The 15,542-nt window shown below is 64.1% G+C and carries 16 protein-coding genes; 11 read left to right on the forward strand and 5 right to left on the reverse strand.

Features of this window, described 5'->3' with window-relative positions:
- The first annotated feature begins 25 nt into the window (after positions 1-25).
- The 5 genes from AYR66_RS05425 to gudD all read left to right on the forward strand — a co-directional run bounded on the left by AYR66_RS05425 (position 26) and on the right by gudD (position 5,064).
- Positions 26-970, forward strand: a complete 945-nt coding sequence (locus AYR66_RS05425; RefSeq protein ID WP_088706679.1) for a glycosyltransferase — start codon at positions 26-28, stop codon at positions 968-970.
- Between the two features lie 11 nt (positions 971-981).
- Complete coding sequence (locus tag AYR66_RS05430) at positions 982-1,479, forward strand: hypothetical protein (RefSeq protein ID WP_088706680.1); 498 nt, start codon at positions 982-984, stop codon at positions 1,477-1,479.
- 42 nt (positions 1,480-1,521) lie between these two features.
- The gene (locus tag AYR66_RS05435; RefSeq protein WP_088706681.1) at positions 1,522-2,589 is read left to right on the forward strand and encodes a LacI family DNA-binding transcriptional regulator; all 1,068 of its coding nucleotides are present in this window, start codon (positions 1,522-1,524) and stop codon (positions 2,587-2,589) included.
- A 132-nt stretch (positions 2,590-2,721) separates the two neighbouring features.
- The gene (locus AYR66_RS05440) at positions 2,722-3,684 is read left to right on the forward strand and encodes a Bug family tripartite tricarboxylate transporter substrate binding protein (RefSeq protein WP_088706682.1); all 963 of its coding nucleotides are present in this window, start codon (positions 2,722-2,724) and stop codon (positions 3,682-3,684) included.
- A 30-nt stretch (positions 3,685-3,714) separates the two neighbouring features.
- Positions 3,715-5,064, forward strand: a complete 1,350-nt coding sequence (gene gudD, locus AYR66_RS05445; RefSeq protein ID WP_088706683.1) for a glucarate dehydratase — start codon at positions 3,715-3,717, stop codon at positions 5,062-5,064.
- 50 nt (positions 5,065-5,114) lie between these two features.
- On the opposite strand, the gene AYR66_RS05450 is transcribed toward gudD, so the two are convergent.
- The 4 genes from AYR66_RS05450 to AYR66_RS05465 form a co-directional block, all read right to left on the reverse strand.
- Positions 5,115-5,417 carry a PRC-barrel domain-containing protein gene (locus AYR66_RS05450; RefSeq protein WP_088706684.1) on the reverse strand — a complete coding sequence of 101 codons (303 nt, stop codon included), beginning with the start codon at positions 5,415-5,417 and terminating at the stop codon, positions 5,115-5,117.
- A 9-nt stretch (positions 5,418-5,426) separates the two neighbouring features.
- Positions 5,427-6,248 carry a hypothetical protein gene (locus AYR66_RS05455; RefSeq protein ID WP_088706685.1) on the reverse strand — a complete coding sequence of 274 codons (822 nt, stop codon included), beginning with the start codon at positions 6,246-6,248 and terminating at the stop codon, positions 5,427-5,429.
- A gap of 164 nt (positions 6,249-6,412) precedes the next feature.
- Positions 6,413-7,222, reverse strand: a complete 810-nt coding sequence (locus tag AYR66_RS05460; protein ID WP_088706686.1) for a mechanosensitive ion channel family protein — start codon at positions 7,220-7,222, stop codon at positions 6,413-6,415.
- A gap of 64 nt (positions 7,223-7,286) precedes the next feature.
- Entirely contained in the window at positions 7,287-7,793 is a 507-nt protein-coding gene (locus tag AYR66_RS05465) for an outer membrane lipoprotein (RefSeq protein ID WP_170942074.1), read from the reverse strand.
- Positions 7,794-8,125: 332 nt separating this feature from the next.
- Here AYR66_RS05465 and AYR66_RS05470 point away from each other — a divergent pair, with 332 nt between their 5' ends.
- The 6 genes from AYR66_RS05470 (at position 8,126) to AYR66_RS05495 (ending at position 13,481) form a co-directional block, all read left to right on the forward strand.
- Positions 8,126-9,412, forward strand: a complete 1,287-nt coding sequence (locus tag AYR66_RS05470; RefSeq protein ID WP_170942075.1) for a glycosyltransferase family 4 protein — start codon at positions 8,126-8,128, stop codon at positions 9,410-9,412.
- A gap of 98 nt (positions 9,413-9,510) precedes the next feature.
- On the forward strand, positions 9,511-10,275 hold the full coding sequence (locus AYR66_RS05475) for an SDR family oxidoreductase (protein WP_234814770.1): 765 nt from the start codon (positions 9,511-9,513) through the stop codon (positions 10,273-10,275).
- Positions 10,276-10,279: 4 nt separating this feature from the next.
- The gene (locus AYR66_RS05480; protein WP_088706689.1) at positions 10,280-10,864 is read left to right on the forward strand and encodes a D-glycero-alpha-D-manno-heptose-1,7-bisphosphate 7-phosphatase; all 585 of its coding nucleotides are present in this window, start codon (positions 10,280-10,282) and stop codon (positions 10,862-10,864) included.
- Positions 10,861-11,967 carry a lipopolysaccharide heptosyltransferase II gene (waaF, locus tag AYR66_RS05485; RefSeq protein WP_088706690.1) on the forward strand — a complete coding sequence of 369 codons (1,107 nt, stop codon included), beginning with the start codon at positions 10,861-10,863 and terminating at the stop codon, positions 11,965-11,967. The genes AYR66_RS05480 and waaF overlap by 4 nt, the downstream gene beginning before the upstream one ends.
- Before the next feature lie 206 nt (positions 11,968-12,173).
- Positions 12,174-12,764 carry a hemerythrin domain-containing protein gene (locus tag AYR66_RS05490; protein ID WP_088706691.1) on the forward strand — a complete coding sequence of 197 codons (591 nt, stop codon included), beginning with the start codon at positions 12,174-12,176 and terminating at the stop codon, positions 12,762-12,764.
- Positions 12,765-12,824: 60 nt separating this feature from the next.
- Positions 12,825-13,481 carry a Ku protein gene (locus tag AYR66_RS05495; RefSeq protein WP_088706692.1) on the forward strand — a complete coding sequence of 219 codons (657 nt, stop codon included), beginning with the start codon at positions 12,825-12,827 and terminating at the stop codon, positions 13,479-13,481.
- Between the two features lie 150 nt (positions 13,482-13,631).
- Here the strand turns inward: AYR66_RS05495 and AYR66_RS05500 are convergent.
- Positions 13,632-15,542: lamin tail domain-containing protein (locus AYR66_RS05500; protein ID WP_206047066.1), on the reverse strand; the 1,911-nt coding region annotated here is incomplete at its 5' end.

Raw genomic sequence — 15,542 nt, forward strand, 5'->3', positions numbered from 1 at the left:
CCCACCCTACATTTCCTTATCCACTATGACAAAACGCCTGAAGATCCTCACCTGGCACACGCATGGAAGTTACCTCTATTACCTGACGCAGGCGCCGCACGATTTCTACGTGCTGTCCAAGCCCGGACGCCCGCCCGGCTACGGAGGGCGTTGCGGCCACATTCCCTGGGGCGACAACGTCATCGACCTGCCGGTGTCCGAGGCGAAGGACATGCAGTTCGACTGCATCGTTTTCCAGGACGATGACCAGTACCTGAAAGACCAGCACCTTTACCTGACCGAGGCGCAGCGCCGCCTGCCGAAGATCTACATTGAACACGACACCCCGCGCGAGCATCCGGTCGACATGCCGCATCCGGTCGACGATCCCTCGGTGCTGCTGGTGCATGTCACGCATTTCAACGCGCTGATGTGGAACAGCGGCCGCACGCCGACGCGCGTGATCGAGCACGGCGTGATGGTGCCGAAGGATGTCGCGTGGCACGGCGACCTCGAACGCGGGCTGGTCGTCATCAACAATATCCGCTCGCGCGGACGGCGGCTGGGCGGCGACATCTTCGACCATGTGCGCCAGTCGGTGTCGCTCGACCTGGTCGGCATGGGTGCCACGGAAGCCGGCGGGCTGGGCGAGGTCGAACATGCAAAGCTGCCTGCCTTCTCCGCCCCCTACCGCTTCTTCTTCAATCCGATCCGCTACACCAGCCTCGGACTGGCGGTGATCGAGGCGATGATGATCGGCATGCCCATCGTGGCGCTGGCCACCACCGAAATGCCGACCGTGATTCGCAATGGCGTCTCCGGATTTATTGACACCAATGTCGAGGCGCTCATCACGCATATGCAGGAGCTGCTTCGTGATCAGGCGCTGGCGCGGCGGCTCGGCGAAAACGCGCGGCGCGATGCGCTGGAACGTTTCGGCATCGAACGCTTCGCCGCCGACTGGGACCAGGCTTTCCGTTTCGTCACTTGAGGAGAACTCGCATGTCACAAGCAGGCAGCTATCTGATCGATCGTCATGCCGCGGAAAAGGCCGTCGGCCTCGCCCTGCCGATGATCCATGAAGCCATGAAGCTGAAGGAAGTCGGGGAAAGCGGCTTCCTCTACATCGTGGTGATGGATCCGCTGCGCGGACCGCACAATGCATCGTTCGAGGAAGCGATCCTGTATGAGTATTCGGTCGGCGACCGCTCGAAATGGGATGCCGACTACGCCGGCTTTGCCCGTGCCAAGGCACGCGTCGCATGGCGCACGGGTATGGACAGCCATCTCGTTCAGGAACTGCGGCCCTGGCTGCTTGAGCCAGGCGATACGGTGCTGTGGGGAACCGCGGTCGTGGACGGAATCACGGTCGGTGTCAGCGGTGCCAATCCCTGGTACGACGAAGCGTTCGCCGGAACGGTGGCGATGTGCCTGCGCGCCGTCGCCAAGGCCGGCATCGTTCAGGAGCGCGGCAAGGGTTTGTTCCTGGCGCGGAAGTAGCGATGGTATCGGTACCAAATCCCGGGTGATAAAATCCCGGCCATGAGTACACATGGTCCGGACGACGCGGCAGCAGCGCCCCGCGAAAAGAAAACCCGCCGCGGCGCCGGCGGCATCACCCTGCGCGATGTGGCCAAACTCGCAGGCGTCGCCCCGATCACCGCTTCGCGCGCGCTCAACACGCCGAGCGCGGTTTCCCCTGAAGTCCTGCAGCGCGTGCGCGAAGCCGTCGAGCGCACCGGGTACGTCCCCAACATGCTGGCTGGCGGCCTCGCCTCCAACAAGAGCCGGCTGGTGGCCGCCGTGGTGCCGACCATTGCCGGCCCGGTCTTCCTCGAAACCGTGCAGGCGCTTACCGAAGCGCTCGCCGAGCGCGGCTACCAGCTCATGCTGGGCCAGAGCGGCTACCGCGATTCGCGCGAGGATGCGCTGCTCGAAACAATCATCGGCCGCCGCCCGGACGGCGTCGTCCTGACCGGCATCATGCGTTCGCCGGAAGGCCGGCGGCGCCTGCTGGCGAGCGGTATTCCGGTGGTCGAGACCTGGGACCTGACGCCCACCCCGATCGACATGCTGGTCGGTTTTTCGCACGAGAAGATCGGTGCTGAAGTGGCGGCCTACCTGCACCGGCGCGGATGCCGGCGGGTGGCGACCATCAGCGGCGACGACGAGCGCGCACTGCGGCGCCATCGCGCGTTTTCCGACGCCGCCGTCAAGCTCGGCATGGCGCTGCGCGGCGAAAACAAGGTGCCGTCCGTCGTCGTGCCCGCCCCCACCACGCTGGGTAGCGGGCGCCGTGGCGTGGCAGACCTATTGGCGGGCCACCCTGACATCGACGCCGTGTTCTGCAGTTCGGACCTGCTCGCGCTGGGTGTGCTGACCGAGGCGCAGGCGCGCGGCATCCGCATTCCGGAACAGCTCGCGGTCGTGGGCCTCGGCGACCTCTCGTTCGCCGCCGACCTGCATCCCGCGCTGACCACGGTACGCATCGACGGCACCACGATCGGCCGCACGGCTGCGCAATTCATCATCGACCGGGCGGAAGGCCGTCCCGTCGCGTCGCCCATCCACGACGTCGGATTCACCATCGTCGAACGCGGCAGCGCCTGATCCCAGCCCCCTTCCTGTTGCCGGAAAAACAGTTTGACATCCAAATTTGGTACCGCTACCATTCGTTTTGGTAGCGGTACCATTCGAACTGGATTGTTGACCTTCATTCCACAAGCTTCACAGGAGACATCGATGAAAAAACTGATTTCAGCCCTCGCTGTCGGCGCGGCCCTCCTTGCCAACGCGCATGCCGCGGGATATCCGGAAAAGCCGATCACGGCCGTCGTCCCCTTCCCGCCGGGCGGCTCCACCGATTCCATCGCACGCGCCCTTGGTCCCAAGATGCACCAGGCCCTCGGCCAGCCGCTGGTGGTGGAAAACAAGCCGGGCGCAACCGGCGCCATCGGCGCGGGTTACGTCAAGAATGCGCCGCCGGACGGCTATACCTTCATGGTCGCTTCCATCGGCGTCTATTCGGTCAACCCGGTCCTGCAAAAGAAACTCGCTTATGACCCGTCGAAGGACTTCGACCTGCTGACCGTCGCGGTGCGTGCACCGAACGTGCTGGTCGCGACGCCTTCCTTCCCGGCAAACAACCTGCCGGAACTGATCGCCTACCTGAAGAAGAATCCAAACAAGGTCACCTTCGCCACTTCCGGCGCCGGTTCGTCCGACCACCTGACCGCCGCACTGTTCTGGCAGCAGAGCGGCACCAGCGGCATCCACGTCCCGTACAAGGGCGGCGCGCCCGCGATCAACGACTTGCTCGGCGGCCATGCCGATGTGTCCTTCCAGAACATCAACGTCGTCGCCGGCCACATCCAGGCAGGCAAGCTGAAGGCGCTGGCGATCACCGGCGACAAGCGCGCTGCCCTGCTGCCGCAGGTACCGACACTGGCTGAAGGCGGCGTGAAGAATGTCGACGTCTATTCCTGGCAAGGCGTCGCCGCGCCGAAGGGCCTGCCGCCCGACGTCAAGGCCAAGCTGCTGGGCGCGATCACCGGCGCGCTGAACGATCCGGAAAACAAGCGCCGCCTGACCGCGCAAGGCTTCGAGATTGTTGCCAACACGCCCGAAGAATTCGCCCGCTTCCAGGCGCAGGAACTCGCCCGCTGGAAGCAAGTGATCGAGATCGGCAAGATCGAACTCGACTAAGCATCCATCAAGACTCGACAGGAACCGAACATGTCAGCAACCACCACAGCGCACGGCGCACCGGTCGTCACCGCATTGCGCGTCATCCCCGTCGCCGGCCGCGACAGCATGCTGCTCAACCTGAGCGGCGCGCACGGCCCCTACTTCACGCGCAACATCGTCCTGCTCACCGACTCTTCGGGCAGGACCGGCGTGGGCGAGGTGCCGGGCGGCGAGAAGATCCGACAGACCCTGGAAGACGCAAGTCCGCTGGTCGTCGGCCAGCCGATCGGCAATTACCACAACGTGCTCAACACCGTGCGCAAGGCCTTCAGCGACCGCGACGCCGGCGGCCGCGGCCTGCAGACCTTCGACCTGCGCGTGACCATTCATGCTGTCACCGCGCTGGAAGCGGCGCTGCTCGACCTGCTCGGCCAGTTCCTCGAGGTGCCGGTGGCCGCGCTGCTCGGCGAGGGCCAGCAGCGCGACCGGGTGGAAATGCTCGGCTACCTGTTCTACGTCGGCGACCGCACCGTGACCGACCTGCCGTACAACAGCGAGCCGGACGCCGACAACGCCTGGTTCCGCGTGCGCCATGAAAAGGCGATGACGCCGGAAGGCATCGTGCGCCTGGCCGAAGCGGCGTGGGAGCGTTACGGCTTCAACGACTTCAAGCTCAAGGGCGGCGTGCTGCGTGGCGAAGAGGAAATCGCCGCCGTCACCGCGCTCGCCGAGCGCTTCCCGAAGGCGCGCGTCACGCTCGATCCGAACGGCGGCTGGCTGCTCAAGGATGCGATCCGCCTGTGCCGCGACATGCACGGCGTGCTCGCCTATGCGGAAGACCCGTGCGGCGCCGAGAACGGTTACTCCGGCCGCGAAGTGATGGCCGAGTTCCGCCGCGCCACCGGCCTGCCGACCGCAACCAACATGATCGCCACCGACTGGCGCGAAATGGGCCACGCGATCCAGCTGCAATCGGTCGACATTCCGCTCGCCGATCCGCACTTCTGGACCATGCAGGGTTCGGTGCGCGTGGCGCAGATGTGCCATGAATGGGGACTGACCTGGGGTTCGCATTCGAACAACCACTTCGACATTTCGCTGGCGATGTTCACCCACGTCGCCGCCGCGGCGCCGGGCAAGATCACCGCGATCGACACCCACTGGATCTGGCAGGACGGCCAGCGCCTGACGAAGGAACCGCTGCAGATCAAGGACGGCATGGTGGACGTACCGAAGAAGCCCGGCCTCGGTATCGAGATCGACATGGCCCAGCTCGAAGCGGCGCACCAGCTCTACAAGAACATGGGGCTGGGCGCACGCGATGACGCAGTGGCGATGCAGTTTTTGATTCCGGGGTGGAAGTTCGACAACAAGAAGCCTTGCCTGGTGCGGCCCTGATCGGAGCGTAATAAACGTAGGGTGCGCCGCGCGCACCCTACGATTCTCTTTCAATACAAGGTGTAGAACACCAGCCTCCCCTGCGCCGCATCGAAGTACAGCGCATGCCAGGGAATCGACACCATTGCCTCGTTCTTCCTGCGCGCCAGCACCACATAGCGTAGCTGGTGCGTCAGGATATCCACCATCAGGTGGTCCACCGTCCCTATCCTGTCGCCGTGCGCGGTGACGACCGGGCATCCGTGCAGCAAGTCCGCGGTGCTCGAATCCTCCGCCGACAGCCGCGCAAATCTCGGCGGCCCCGCACTCAGGCGGCCCGCCCTGCTGTTCCTTCCGCCCAGTATGCGATGCATGTCCGATCCTCAGCCCTGCGGCGATGTCCAGCTCACCCGGCGCGAACCCGCCGCACCCAATGCGCCGCCGCCGATACCGATCGCCAGCGCGAGTGCCACGGCAAGGAAGACGACCCAGGCCGCCGTGCCGGCCCGCTGTACGGCATGCTCGGTCGACTGCCTGCCCTGCGGCGAAGCCGACTGCGGAGATCCCATCATGATGAGTGCCTGGTCCACGATGGCTGCCGCACGGGTCTGGTCGATGCCCAGCCTGCCGCTCAGCAACTGGATGGCCGGTTCACGCTGTCCTGCCTGCAGGTATTGCTGGAACTGCTGCATCGACGCCTGATCCAGCTTGGCGCCCTGCGATTGCATCACGGCGGCAATGGGCGAATTCCCTCCGCCCTGCATGCCTGCCTGCGCAAGCTGGCTCATGTTGTTGAACACGCTGCCCACCAGCGTGCCGCCGACCGAGGTCGCCAGCACCGCAAACAGGATGGTGGTCACCGCCCACGACACCGCGCCGTGCAGTACGCCGTCCGCCTTGCGCTTGAGACCGGACATGCGCGCCGCGACATAGCCGCCGACGAAGGCGGCGACCAGCATGCTCACGCCGGCCCAGATCAGCGGCCCGGTTCCCACACTCTCGCCCTGCGTCACCTCGGTCGTCGATAGCCCGGTCGCAATGCCGAGCAGGGTCAGCGCAAGCTGTATCGAAATACCGACGGCCACGCCTGCAAGGATGGCGCCCCAGCGGATGGCAGGGAATGCCTGGCGGCGCAGGTTGTAGCTGACGGCTTCCTCCCGCGGCAAGGTCGTGCTGCGCACGGATTGCGTGTCATTGATCGCCATGTTCTTTACTCCTGTCACTATCGATTCGATGGGATCGGCTGCTTCGCGTTCTGGCCTGGTGTTAGATGAAACGCAACAAGCATGCCCGGGAGGGTGGTTGGTGGCTGTGTCCACGATGGAATGCGCGCACGTAAAGATTGCAAACCGGCTGGTAAAAACGCCGCTCACGCCGCCGACTGCACCTCCTCCACCGTATCCATCGCCGCCTTCATGCGCCGCAGAAACTCCCGCCTCACACGCCACTGTTTCGAAGGCTGCACCTTGATCCGGCAACGGATCCCGACCGCCGCATCCTCCACCTTCTCCACACCCGCCATGTCCGCATCCTCGAGGATGAACGGACCGACTGCGGGATCGGCGCGCATGTCGCGCACCACGTCGTCCATCAGACGGAACACGCGATTGAGGTCTTCCTTCCGCGGCACATTGAGGTCGACCACCGCGAATGCATAATCACGGCTGCGGTTGGTCACGGTGGTAATCATGCTGTTGGGAATGAAGTGCACGCTGCCGTCATAGTCGCGAATGCGGATGTGCCGCAGCGTCACCCTTTCCACATGGCCGCTCTTGCCGGCTGCCTCGATGATGTCGCCCTCGCTTACCTGCCCTTCGATCAGGAGGAACAGGCCGGTGAAGAAATCCTTTACCAGGCTCTGCGCGCCGAAGCCGATCGCAATGCCCGCGACGCCGGCGGTGGCGAGGATGGGCGCGATCGAGATGCCGACCGTGCCGAGTGTCGCCATGACGGCAACACCGACGATCACGATGTTGGCGGTATAGCGGAAGACATTCATCAGCGTCTCGATCCGGCGCGAATCGCGGAACGCGTCGACATGCCCGACGATGTGCGTCTTCAGCACGCGCAACACGCGGCGGATCATCCACAGGACGGCCCATGCCAGTACCCAGATGACGAGGATGCGCAGCCAGGGCCACGCGCCCTCCAGCATCAGCTTCCATTCGTTGGCGTCCAATAGTCCTCCCCTGAAAAGCAAAGTGCAGGCGCACAGGCCTGCACTTTCATCGTTGAAGCCGGAATCAGCGGAAGCGTTCGACGATCACGCCATTGTCCAGCCGTACCCTGTCGCCGACCTGCACGCCTGGCGGCACTTCCTGCGCCAGCGTCTGCACTGATCCGTTGTCCATGCGGACCGCGACGCGGTAGACCTGCCCCGATCCCGCATTACCGGCGTTCTGCTCCATCTGGTGTCCGACGACGCCGCCGCCGATCGCGCCCGCGACAGTTGCCGCCTTGCGTCCCGTGCCGCTGCCCACCTGGTTGCCAAGCACGCCGCCGACCACGGCGCCCGCTACCGTACCAAGGCCGACACTGGCCGCCTGCTCGCGCGGAATCACGTCGATTGCCTGTACCACGCCGTATCCGCTAATGCTGCTGGTCGTCGTCGTTGGAATCGTGCTGCCGGTGGTTGTCGTGCTGACCGGATAGGATCCGGTCGACGACGACTGCATGGGCGTGCTGCCGCATGCCGCGAGCACGATGACAGAGGCGGTTGCCGCTGCCAGCTTCCATTGTTCAGTCCACATAGTCATCTCCTTATTGAATGGTCCTTGTTATCCCCGCGCAGGTCCCCTGCAGGAAAGCAGGCGGCACCGCGTCGGCTCCACAAGGCAGTGGATGCAGTTCCCGTGCCAGAGCATCAAGCTTTTTCCATGCGGCAGTGCGTGCGCGCCGTAGCGTCCGCCACCATGCCGCGCCGGCGCAGTTTTTACATGTAGCTGTATTTGTTACTTGCGCCGCGCACCGCGCTGTCTGCGCCGCATCAAAGTCGCCCGTCTCAACATCAAAGGATGCAAAGAATTCAACGCCTAGGTACATGGTTTGCTTAGGACACTCCAACAACGAACAAATCATACCCATGCGAAAAATTGCACTCATCAGCGAACACGCATCGCCCCTGGCCCTGATCGGCAGCACCGACAGCGGAGGACAGAATGTGTACGTGGCCCAGATCGCCAGGCAGCTGGCCCGCCTCGGCTACCTGGTCGACATATTCACGCGGCGCGACTCGGAGTTCCAGGAACAAGTGGTTGACTGGGTTCCCGGCGTGCGTGTGATCCATGTGCCCGCCGGGCCCGCGCACTTTGTGCCGAAGGAAGCGATGCTCCCTTTCATGGAACAGTTCGGGCGCTTCGTGATCCGCTTTGCGCGACGGCAAAAGCTGCCCTACGACTTGATGCATGCGAACTTCTTCATGTCGGGCATGGTGGCGCGCCAGGTGCGGAAGTCGCTGGGAATTCCCTTCGTCATGACCTTCCACGCGCTGGGCCGCGTGCGGCGCCTGAACCAGAAGGAAGCCGACGCCTTCCCCGACATCCGCTTCGCCATCGAAGAGCGGCTGATGCAGGAAGCCGACCGCATCATTGCCGAATGCCCGCAAGACCAGGCCGACATGGAGCAGCTCTACGGGGCGCCGACCGAACGCATCGACATCGTGCCCTGCGGATTCGATCCGGACGAGTTCTGGCCGGTGACGCTGGACGCGCGCCAGCAGCTCGGGCTTGGCCAGGATGAATTCATCCTGCTGCAGCTGGGGCGCATGGTGCCGCGCAAAGGGGTCGACAACGTGATCCGCGCGCTCGCCATCCTCAAGCATCAATACCAGGTGCGCGCGCGCCTGCTGGTCGTCGGCGGCAATGCGGAGCAGCCCGATCCCATTGCCACGCCGGAGCTCGGCCGCCTGATGGCGCTGGCGCAAACGCTCGATGTCGAGGATGCGGTCACCTTTACCGGCCAGCGCCGGCGCGAACAACTGCGCTATTACTACAGCGCCGCCAATGTCTTCGTTACCACGCCCTGGTACGAACCCTTCGGCATCACGCCGGTGGAAGCGATGGCCTGCGGCACGCCGGTGGTGGGCACGGCGGTGGGCGGCATCAAGACCACGGTCGTCGATGGCGAAACCGGCTGCCTGGTGCCGCCCAACGATCCTGAAGCGCTGGCCGAAAAGCTGGTCTGGCTGCAGCGCCATCCGCACATCGCGCAACGCATGGGCTGGGCCGGCATGCGGCGTGCCTACCAGCACTTCACCTGGCGCAATGTCGCCACGCATATCGCCGCCGTCTACGAAAGCGTGCTTGAACCGGCGACCGCCTACGTCATGCAGCCGCTGGCGGCGTCCGGCGAAGTGAGCTTGCGCAGCTGAAGCGCGCCGCGCATGCCGTTTTCCTCAAGGAGGATGCGGCTGCGCGCGCCTACGCTTCAAGAAACATTTCAAAAACATTTCACACAATGGAGAGGGAATTGAACACGACCAGCGTATCCAGCCATGTCCCGAACCCGGCGGAAGCCGAATTGTTTGCCGGCAAGACCATCCTCGTCACCGGCGGCGCGAGCGGCCTCGGGGCGGCCTTGTGCCATGTGTTGTCGGGCTGCGGCGCCAATATCGTGGTGGGCGACCTGAACCTCGACAAGGCGCAAACCGTTGCTTCACTGCTCGGCACGTCCGCCGGCAAGACCCACGCGATCGGCTTCAATGTCGGCGACCCGGTGGCCGCCGAGCGCGCCATCGACGAGACGGTCGAGCGCTTCGGCCGCATCGATGTGCTGCTCAACAACGCCGGCACCGACGTCACGCAATCCATCGACGAGTTGTCCTTCGGCGACTGGGACCGCGTGATCCGCACCAACCTCTACGGTCCCTTCCTGATGTCGAAATACGCGGCGCGTCACATGCAGGATGGCGGTCATATCATCAACATTGCGTCCACTGCCGCCAAGCGCACCTGGCCCAATGCCTCCGCCTACCATGCGAGCAAGTGGGGCCTGCTTGGCCTGTCGCATGCGCTGCATGCGGAACTGCGCCCGAAAAAGATCAAGGTCACCGCCGTCATCGCCGGCGGCATGCGCACGCCTTTCCTGCTGGACCGCTTCCCCGATATCAACACAGAAACGCTGCAGGATCCGGTCAACGTGGCGCTGGCGGTAAAGTCGGTCCTGCAGCTGCCCGAGCAGACAGTGATTCCCGAAATCATGGTGCTGCCGATGCAGGAGTCTTCCTGGCCCTGACATCATGCGCGCGATCTTCCTCGACAAGGACGGCACGCTGGTGGAAAACGTGCCCTACAACGTCAACCCTGCCCTGATCGAGCTGACCTGGCAGGCCGGACAGGGCCTGCAGCTGCTCAAGCAGCTCGGCTATGCACTCATCGTGGTCACCAACCAGCCCGGCGTGGCGCGCGGGCTTTTCACGGAAGGCGCGCTGGGGCCGGTGGAGCACCGCATCGCCGAGCGCCTCGCGCAGTATGGAGTGACCCTGGACGGCTTCTACTATTGCCCGCACAGCCCGGACGGCGTGGTCGGCCGCTATGCGATCCGCTGCACCTGCCGCAAGCCGATGCCGGGCATGCTGCTGCGCGCGGCACGAGAGCACGGCATCGAACTCGCGCAGTCGTGGATGATCGGCGACATCCTGCACGACGTTGAAGCCGGACGGCGCGCCGGTTGCCGTACCGTGCTGATCGACAACGGCAACGAGACCGAGTGGAAACTGTCCTCGCTGCGTGCTCCGCACTTCACCGCACCCGACCTGCATGCTGCCGCGTCGCTGATCGCCGAAGCGGATGCTGTCCAGCATAGCGGAGCCGCCACCACATGATTGCCGGAAGCTGGGAGCAGGTAAAGCGCATCCTCTGTATCCGCCTCGATTACATGGGCGACGTGCTCATGACCACACCCGCCATCCGGGCACTCAGGCAATCCCTGCCGGGATGCGAGATCACGCTGCTGACCTCCGGCAGCGGTGCGGCGGTCGCGCGTTACATTCCTGAGATCGACGACACCATCGTCTACGCGGCGCCATGGATGAAGGACAGCGGGCAACCCGATCCCGCCGCCGACGCCGTCATGATCGCCACGCTTGCGCGCCGCGGCTTCGACGCCGCGGTCATCTTCACCGTCTACAGCCAGAATCCGCTGCCGGCCGCGCTGCTCTGCCACCTCGCCGGCATTCCGCGCCGCCTTGCGCATTGCCGCGAAAATCCTTACCACCTGTTGAGCGACTGGGTGCGGGAAAGCGAACCGCACGAACAGGTACGCCACGAAGTGCGGCGCCAGCTCGACCTGGTTGCCGCCATCGGCGCGCGCGCCGACGACGAACATTTATCCATTCAAGTGCCTTCTGCAGCGACGGCGCATGTCATCGGGCGGCTGCAGGCGCTCGACATCGATCCGGACGGAACCTGGATCGTACTGCATCCCGGCGCCACCGCCACCTCGCGGCGCTACCCGCCGGAGCACTGGCGCACGGTCGCTCGTGGCCTGCTGGAATCGCTGGACTGCCCGCTCGTCTTCAGCGGCAGTGCGGACGAAGCCGCGCTGGTCGAGGAAATCCGCAGCGGGCTGCCGCGCACGCATTCGCTGGCCGGCCAGCTTGACCTCGGCCAACTGGCAGCGCTGATCGCACTGGCACCGGTGCTGGTCACCAACAATACCGGGCCGGCGCATATCGCTGCAGCAGTCGGCACGCCGGTGGTTGACCTGTACGCGCTCACCAACCCGCAACATACGCCCTGGCAAGTGCCCGCCCGTGTACTGTTTCGCGATGTGCCCTGCCGTTATTGCTACAAGAGCGTTTGTCCGCAAGGACATAAGCTTTGTCTCACCGGGGTTGCTCCCGCCGACGTGATCCGCGCCACGACTGAACTCCTGGATGGAGACGCGCCTTTCGCCACGCAGCCGCTGCCACCGCTGAAGTCCTGAAAATTTCCCGCTGCAATTTTTACATCGTGATGAAAAAACGAAAGCTGCGATGTTCGCGCCCGATTCCATGCACTTGCACGACGATGCGGTTTTTACCCCTGCCGCCCCGGTTTTCGACGTAATCCGTGCGCTCGCCGTCCATGGCACAGAGCTTGCGATTTGCCCGGTACTGCAACCCGGCAGGCAGCTACCCAAAGGAGATCGATATGCCACGCAATGCACCTTCGAAGAGCAGCAGCAAGACCACCTCGCGCCGTCCGTCCCACAAGGCATCGGAAGATGACGCACTGCGCATTCTTGCCGAGGATCACAAGAAGGTCACCGATCTGTTCGACGAATTTGAACGCATGAAGGAAAACGAGGAAACCGACGACGAAGCCAAGCAGGTGCTGGTGGAAACCGCTTGCGCCGAACTGACCATCCATGCGCAGGTGGAAGAAGAAATCTTCTATCCCGCCGCCCGCGATGCCATCGAAGACATGGACCTGCTCGACGAAGCGGAAGTCGAACACGCCTCGGCCCGCCAGCTCATCACCGAACTGGCCGCGATGCAGCCCGGCGATGACCTCTACGATGCCAAGTTCACCGTGCTCGGCGAGTACGTGAAGCACCACATCCAGGAAGAGGAAAAGGAACTCTTCCCGAAGATCAAGAAGAGCGAGCTCGACCTGGAAGAACTCGGCCGCGAAATCAGCGAACGCAAGCTGGAACTGCGCGATGAGTTCGGCGTGTCGGGAGAAGACGAGGACGATGACGATCCGGATTCGGGCGCGGGGGCGAAGCGCCGTGTGCACTGACCGCCGGAGAATACCCGGGTGGGTAGAGCGCAGCGACACCCACCATCGAGACCAGCATCCATGCCAATGAACGAAGAAAGGCGATTCGTGAACTTCCCCGACAAGGAACTGTACCAGCCACCCCGGCCAACCCATGCCGTGGATATCCTCGCCTTCGTCGAAGCACGGGAGATCCCGCCCGATTGTTTCGGCACACCGTACACCCTTGCCCCCGCTCCCGGGGGCGAGAGGATTTACGCACTGCTGCATGAAACCCTGCGCCGCTCGGGGCAAATCGGCATTGCCTATGTCGTGATCCAGGCGCGCCAGCACCTGGCGGCGGTAGTGCCGCAAGACCAGTGCCTGGTCCTCAACACCCTGCACTGGTCGCACGAGCGCGGTTCATGCAACGCCATGCAGCCCGAGGAGGACACGCCCTGCCATGAATACGCGCGGCAGCTGGCGCTGCTTGCTCCACCCATTCACGCCGGAGACCACAGGAACCCGTTCCAGCCGGCCCGCAAGGCCCTGGAGGAGAACAACATGAAAGCGAAAAAAAGCGAGTGCATCATCGTCGAAGAGCTGGAAGGCTTGCTGGATGAGGATGAACTGATCGACGACGATTACCTCGCGTCCATATTGAGCCGCCGCGGGCATCCGGCGGACGCCCATGCATTGCGCAGGGCGCAGGCGCCGGAGAGGCACCGGAGGATTGGGGTGAGGCGGAAGAGGTATTGAGGCGCGTAGCCTGTCTTTGCAAATCCTGGCAAGTGGCTGCTGTTGAATTCCCGCAAATACACATTCCGTCATCCCCGCGAAGGCGGGGATGACGGGGTAAAAAAGGCGAACATATCAAGGACGGCGCCCGCCTTCAAACAATACGTTCCCTCACCTCCTCCAGCGCCGCCCACTCCTGATCATCTCCTTCACCCCCTCAGGCAACGCATCCTCCGTGATCGTCGCAAACGGATGCCCGGGATTCATCGCATTGAACTGTCGCGACGGCGCCGGCTCCCTCAACGACCGCCCCGAACTGCTCCCTGAAAATCCGCGCGAGAACGCGATCTGCAGGTTGCCCCATTCATCGTAATCCCTCAGCACGGTGCGCCCGAAGCCGCCCAGCGGGTTGATGTTCTTCGCCACCGTGCCGCCGGTGCGCACGCCGTTGTTGTCCCAGTCCGCATACGCGCCGCCGCTGCTGCCGCGGCCGATGTTATCGGCCTCCGACAGCCGGGCCTCGTCGAGCGGCACGCTGCTGCCATCGGAATAGCTCATCAGGAAGCCGTCGCTGCATGGCGAGTTCTCGGTCAGTCCGCAATAGGTGATGCCCTTCAGTCCGTTCGCCAGGTAATAGCGCTCCGCCGCGTACACGCTGTCCGGCGTCGCGCTCAGTCCGGCGAACTGGTACATGTAGTTCATCACGCTGTAATGGTTGGGCTTGTAGTTGACGTCCTCGTTGCCGCCGTGATGCAGGCCGAGATTGTGGCCGAACTCATGCATCAGCGTGCTGGCTTGCATGTTGATGAGCATGTTCCTGCCTGTGTCGGTATCGACCTGGAAGTCGTAGCCGCCCAGCGAAATGATGAGGTCGTTGCCCGACATTTCCGAAATGCCGGACGGCCCCGCGCTGCCGTCGGTATTGAGCGAATTGGCGAACAGCGCGTAGTGGAACAGCAGCCGGCGCCGCACATCCATGTTCCGGTTCTTGACCGCCTGGAAGGAGGTGCAGCCGTCACGCGCGCCGGCACCGTCGGTGGATGTGTCGAGCTCAATGCAGGGCGCAAACGAAACGCTGTTGCCGCCGCCGAGGTTGTAAGCAGCGGCATCCTGTCCATGCAGCGCACCGGTGTCCATGTGCATCGCGATGCCCTTGACGGCGAAGGCATGTTCCATCTTCTGCAAGGCTTCGCGGCGCGGGCGAGTCGCCACGTCGTTGCCGTCCATGTAGTCGATTTCGAGGAAGATGTCGCGCCGTCCCGGCCGCGCGCCCATTGCGTACAGGTCGAGGCCGCCGTAGGTGCCGCCAGCCCGCTTTGCGCTGTCCGGGATGCCGTCGCGGTCGGAATCGATGACGCCGGGCGCGATATCGTTGAGGCCGGCCGGCGTGGCGAAATTGACCAGCGACCAGTCGGCCGCCGAATCGGTGTCCGGGACGCCGCGTGCTGCGAGTCGCACGATGGACTTGCCATGCTCTTCCGGGCCGGACGGCAGCGCAGCGACATTGTCCCCGCTCCAGGCCTCCGGCGACATCGGCATCGTCACCGACGTCCCGAAGCGCACGAAATCCGCCGTGGCGCCGTCGCGTACCAGTTCCACCGATCCGCTGTCGCTCCAGAATGGCCGCGCGTTGCCGTTTTTCACGTAGACCATCTGCGCGTTGTCCACCAGCGCATCCGAGGTTTTGGATGCAATGACAAGATGCGCGCCGGGCGCAAGCGTGACATCGGGCAGCGGAAATTCCGCCGGCGCCTGCGTGCTGACACCCGTTGCCGAATCAATATGGGAACTGCGCAAGGTATAACCGTGCAGCGAAATGCTGTGCATGGATGTATTGACGACCTCGATCCAGACGACATCGTTGCTGTAATAGCCGGTTGAGATTTCGTCAATCAGCAGCGAGCCGTTCTCGCGGGTGATGGAGGCTTGTTGCATGGGCGCGGCGAGCGGGACCGGTGCCGAGGGCAAGGCGGTGCCGACTGCGCCGCTGGTGTCGGACGAGGCGGCGTCAGGCGAGCCGCCCCCGCCGCATGACGTAATGCCAATGGCGAGCGATAAGGCCGCCAGCCGCTTTAGCGGCAG

Origin of the sequence: Noviherbaspirillum denitrificans (assembly GCF_002211445.1) — a bacterium.
GTDB lineage: Bacteria > Pseudomonadota > Gammaproteobacteria > Burkholderiales > Burkholderiaceae_D > Noviherbaspirillum > Noviherbaspirillum denitrificans.

What these genes read in the sequence shown, in the direction of transcription:
- AYR66_RS05495 (WP_088706692.1), top strand. Translation starts at nt 12,825, where the DNA reads ATGCCAATGAACGAAGAAAGGCGATTCGTGAACTTCCCCGACAAGGAA.
- AYR66_RS05480 (WP_088706689.1), top strand. Translation starts at nt 10,280, where the DNA reads ATGCGCGCGATCTTCCTCGACAAGGACGGCACGCTGGTGGAAAACGTG.
- waaF (WP_088706690.1), top strand. Translation starts at nt 10,861, where the DNA reads ATGATTGCCGGAAGCTGGGAGCAGGTAAAGCGCATCCTCTGTATCCGC.
- AYR66_RS05430 (WP_088706680.1), top strand. Translation starts at nt 982, where the DNA reads ATGTCACAAGCAGGCAGCTATCTGATCGATCGTCATGCCGCGGAAAAG.
- AYR66_RS05440 (WP_088706682.1), top strand. Translation starts at nt 2,722, where the DNA reads ATGAAAAAACTGATTTCAGCCCTCGCTGTCGGCGCGGCCCTCCTTGCC.
- AYR66_RS05470 (WP_170942075.1), top strand. Translation starts at nt 8,126, where the DNA reads ATGCGAAAAATTGCACTCATCAGCGAACACGCATCGCCCCTGGCCCTG.
- AYR66_RS05465 (WP_170942074.1), bottom strand. Translation starts at nt 7,793, where the DNA reads ATGTGGACTGAACAATGGAAGCTGGCAGCGGCAACCGCCTCTGTCATC.
- AYR66_RS05450 (WP_088706684.1), bottom strand. Translation starts at nt 5,417, where the DNA reads ATGCATCGCATACTGGGCGGAAGGAACAGCAGGGCGGGCCGCCTGAGT.
- AYR66_RS05435 (WP_088706681.1), top strand. Translation starts at nt 1,522, where the DNA reads ATGAGTACACATGGTCCGGACGACGCGGCAGCAGCGCCCCGCGAAAAG.
- AYR66_RS05455 (WP_088706685.1), bottom strand. Translation starts at nt 6,248, where the DNA reads ATGGCGATCAATGACACGCAATCCGTGCGCAGCACGACCTTGCCGCGG.
- AYR66_RS05490 (WP_088706691.1), top strand. Translation starts at nt 12,174, where the DNA reads ATGCCACGCAATGCACCTTCGAAGAGCAGCAGCAAGACCACCTCGCGC.
- AYR66_RS05425 (WP_088706679.1), top strand. Translation starts at nt 26, where the DNA reads ATGACAAAACGCCTGAAGATCCTCACCTGGCACACGCATGGAAGTTAC.
- gudD (WP_088706683.1), top strand. Translation starts at nt 3,715, where the DNA reads ATGTCAGCAACCACCACAGCGCACGGCGCACCGGTCGTCACCGCATTG.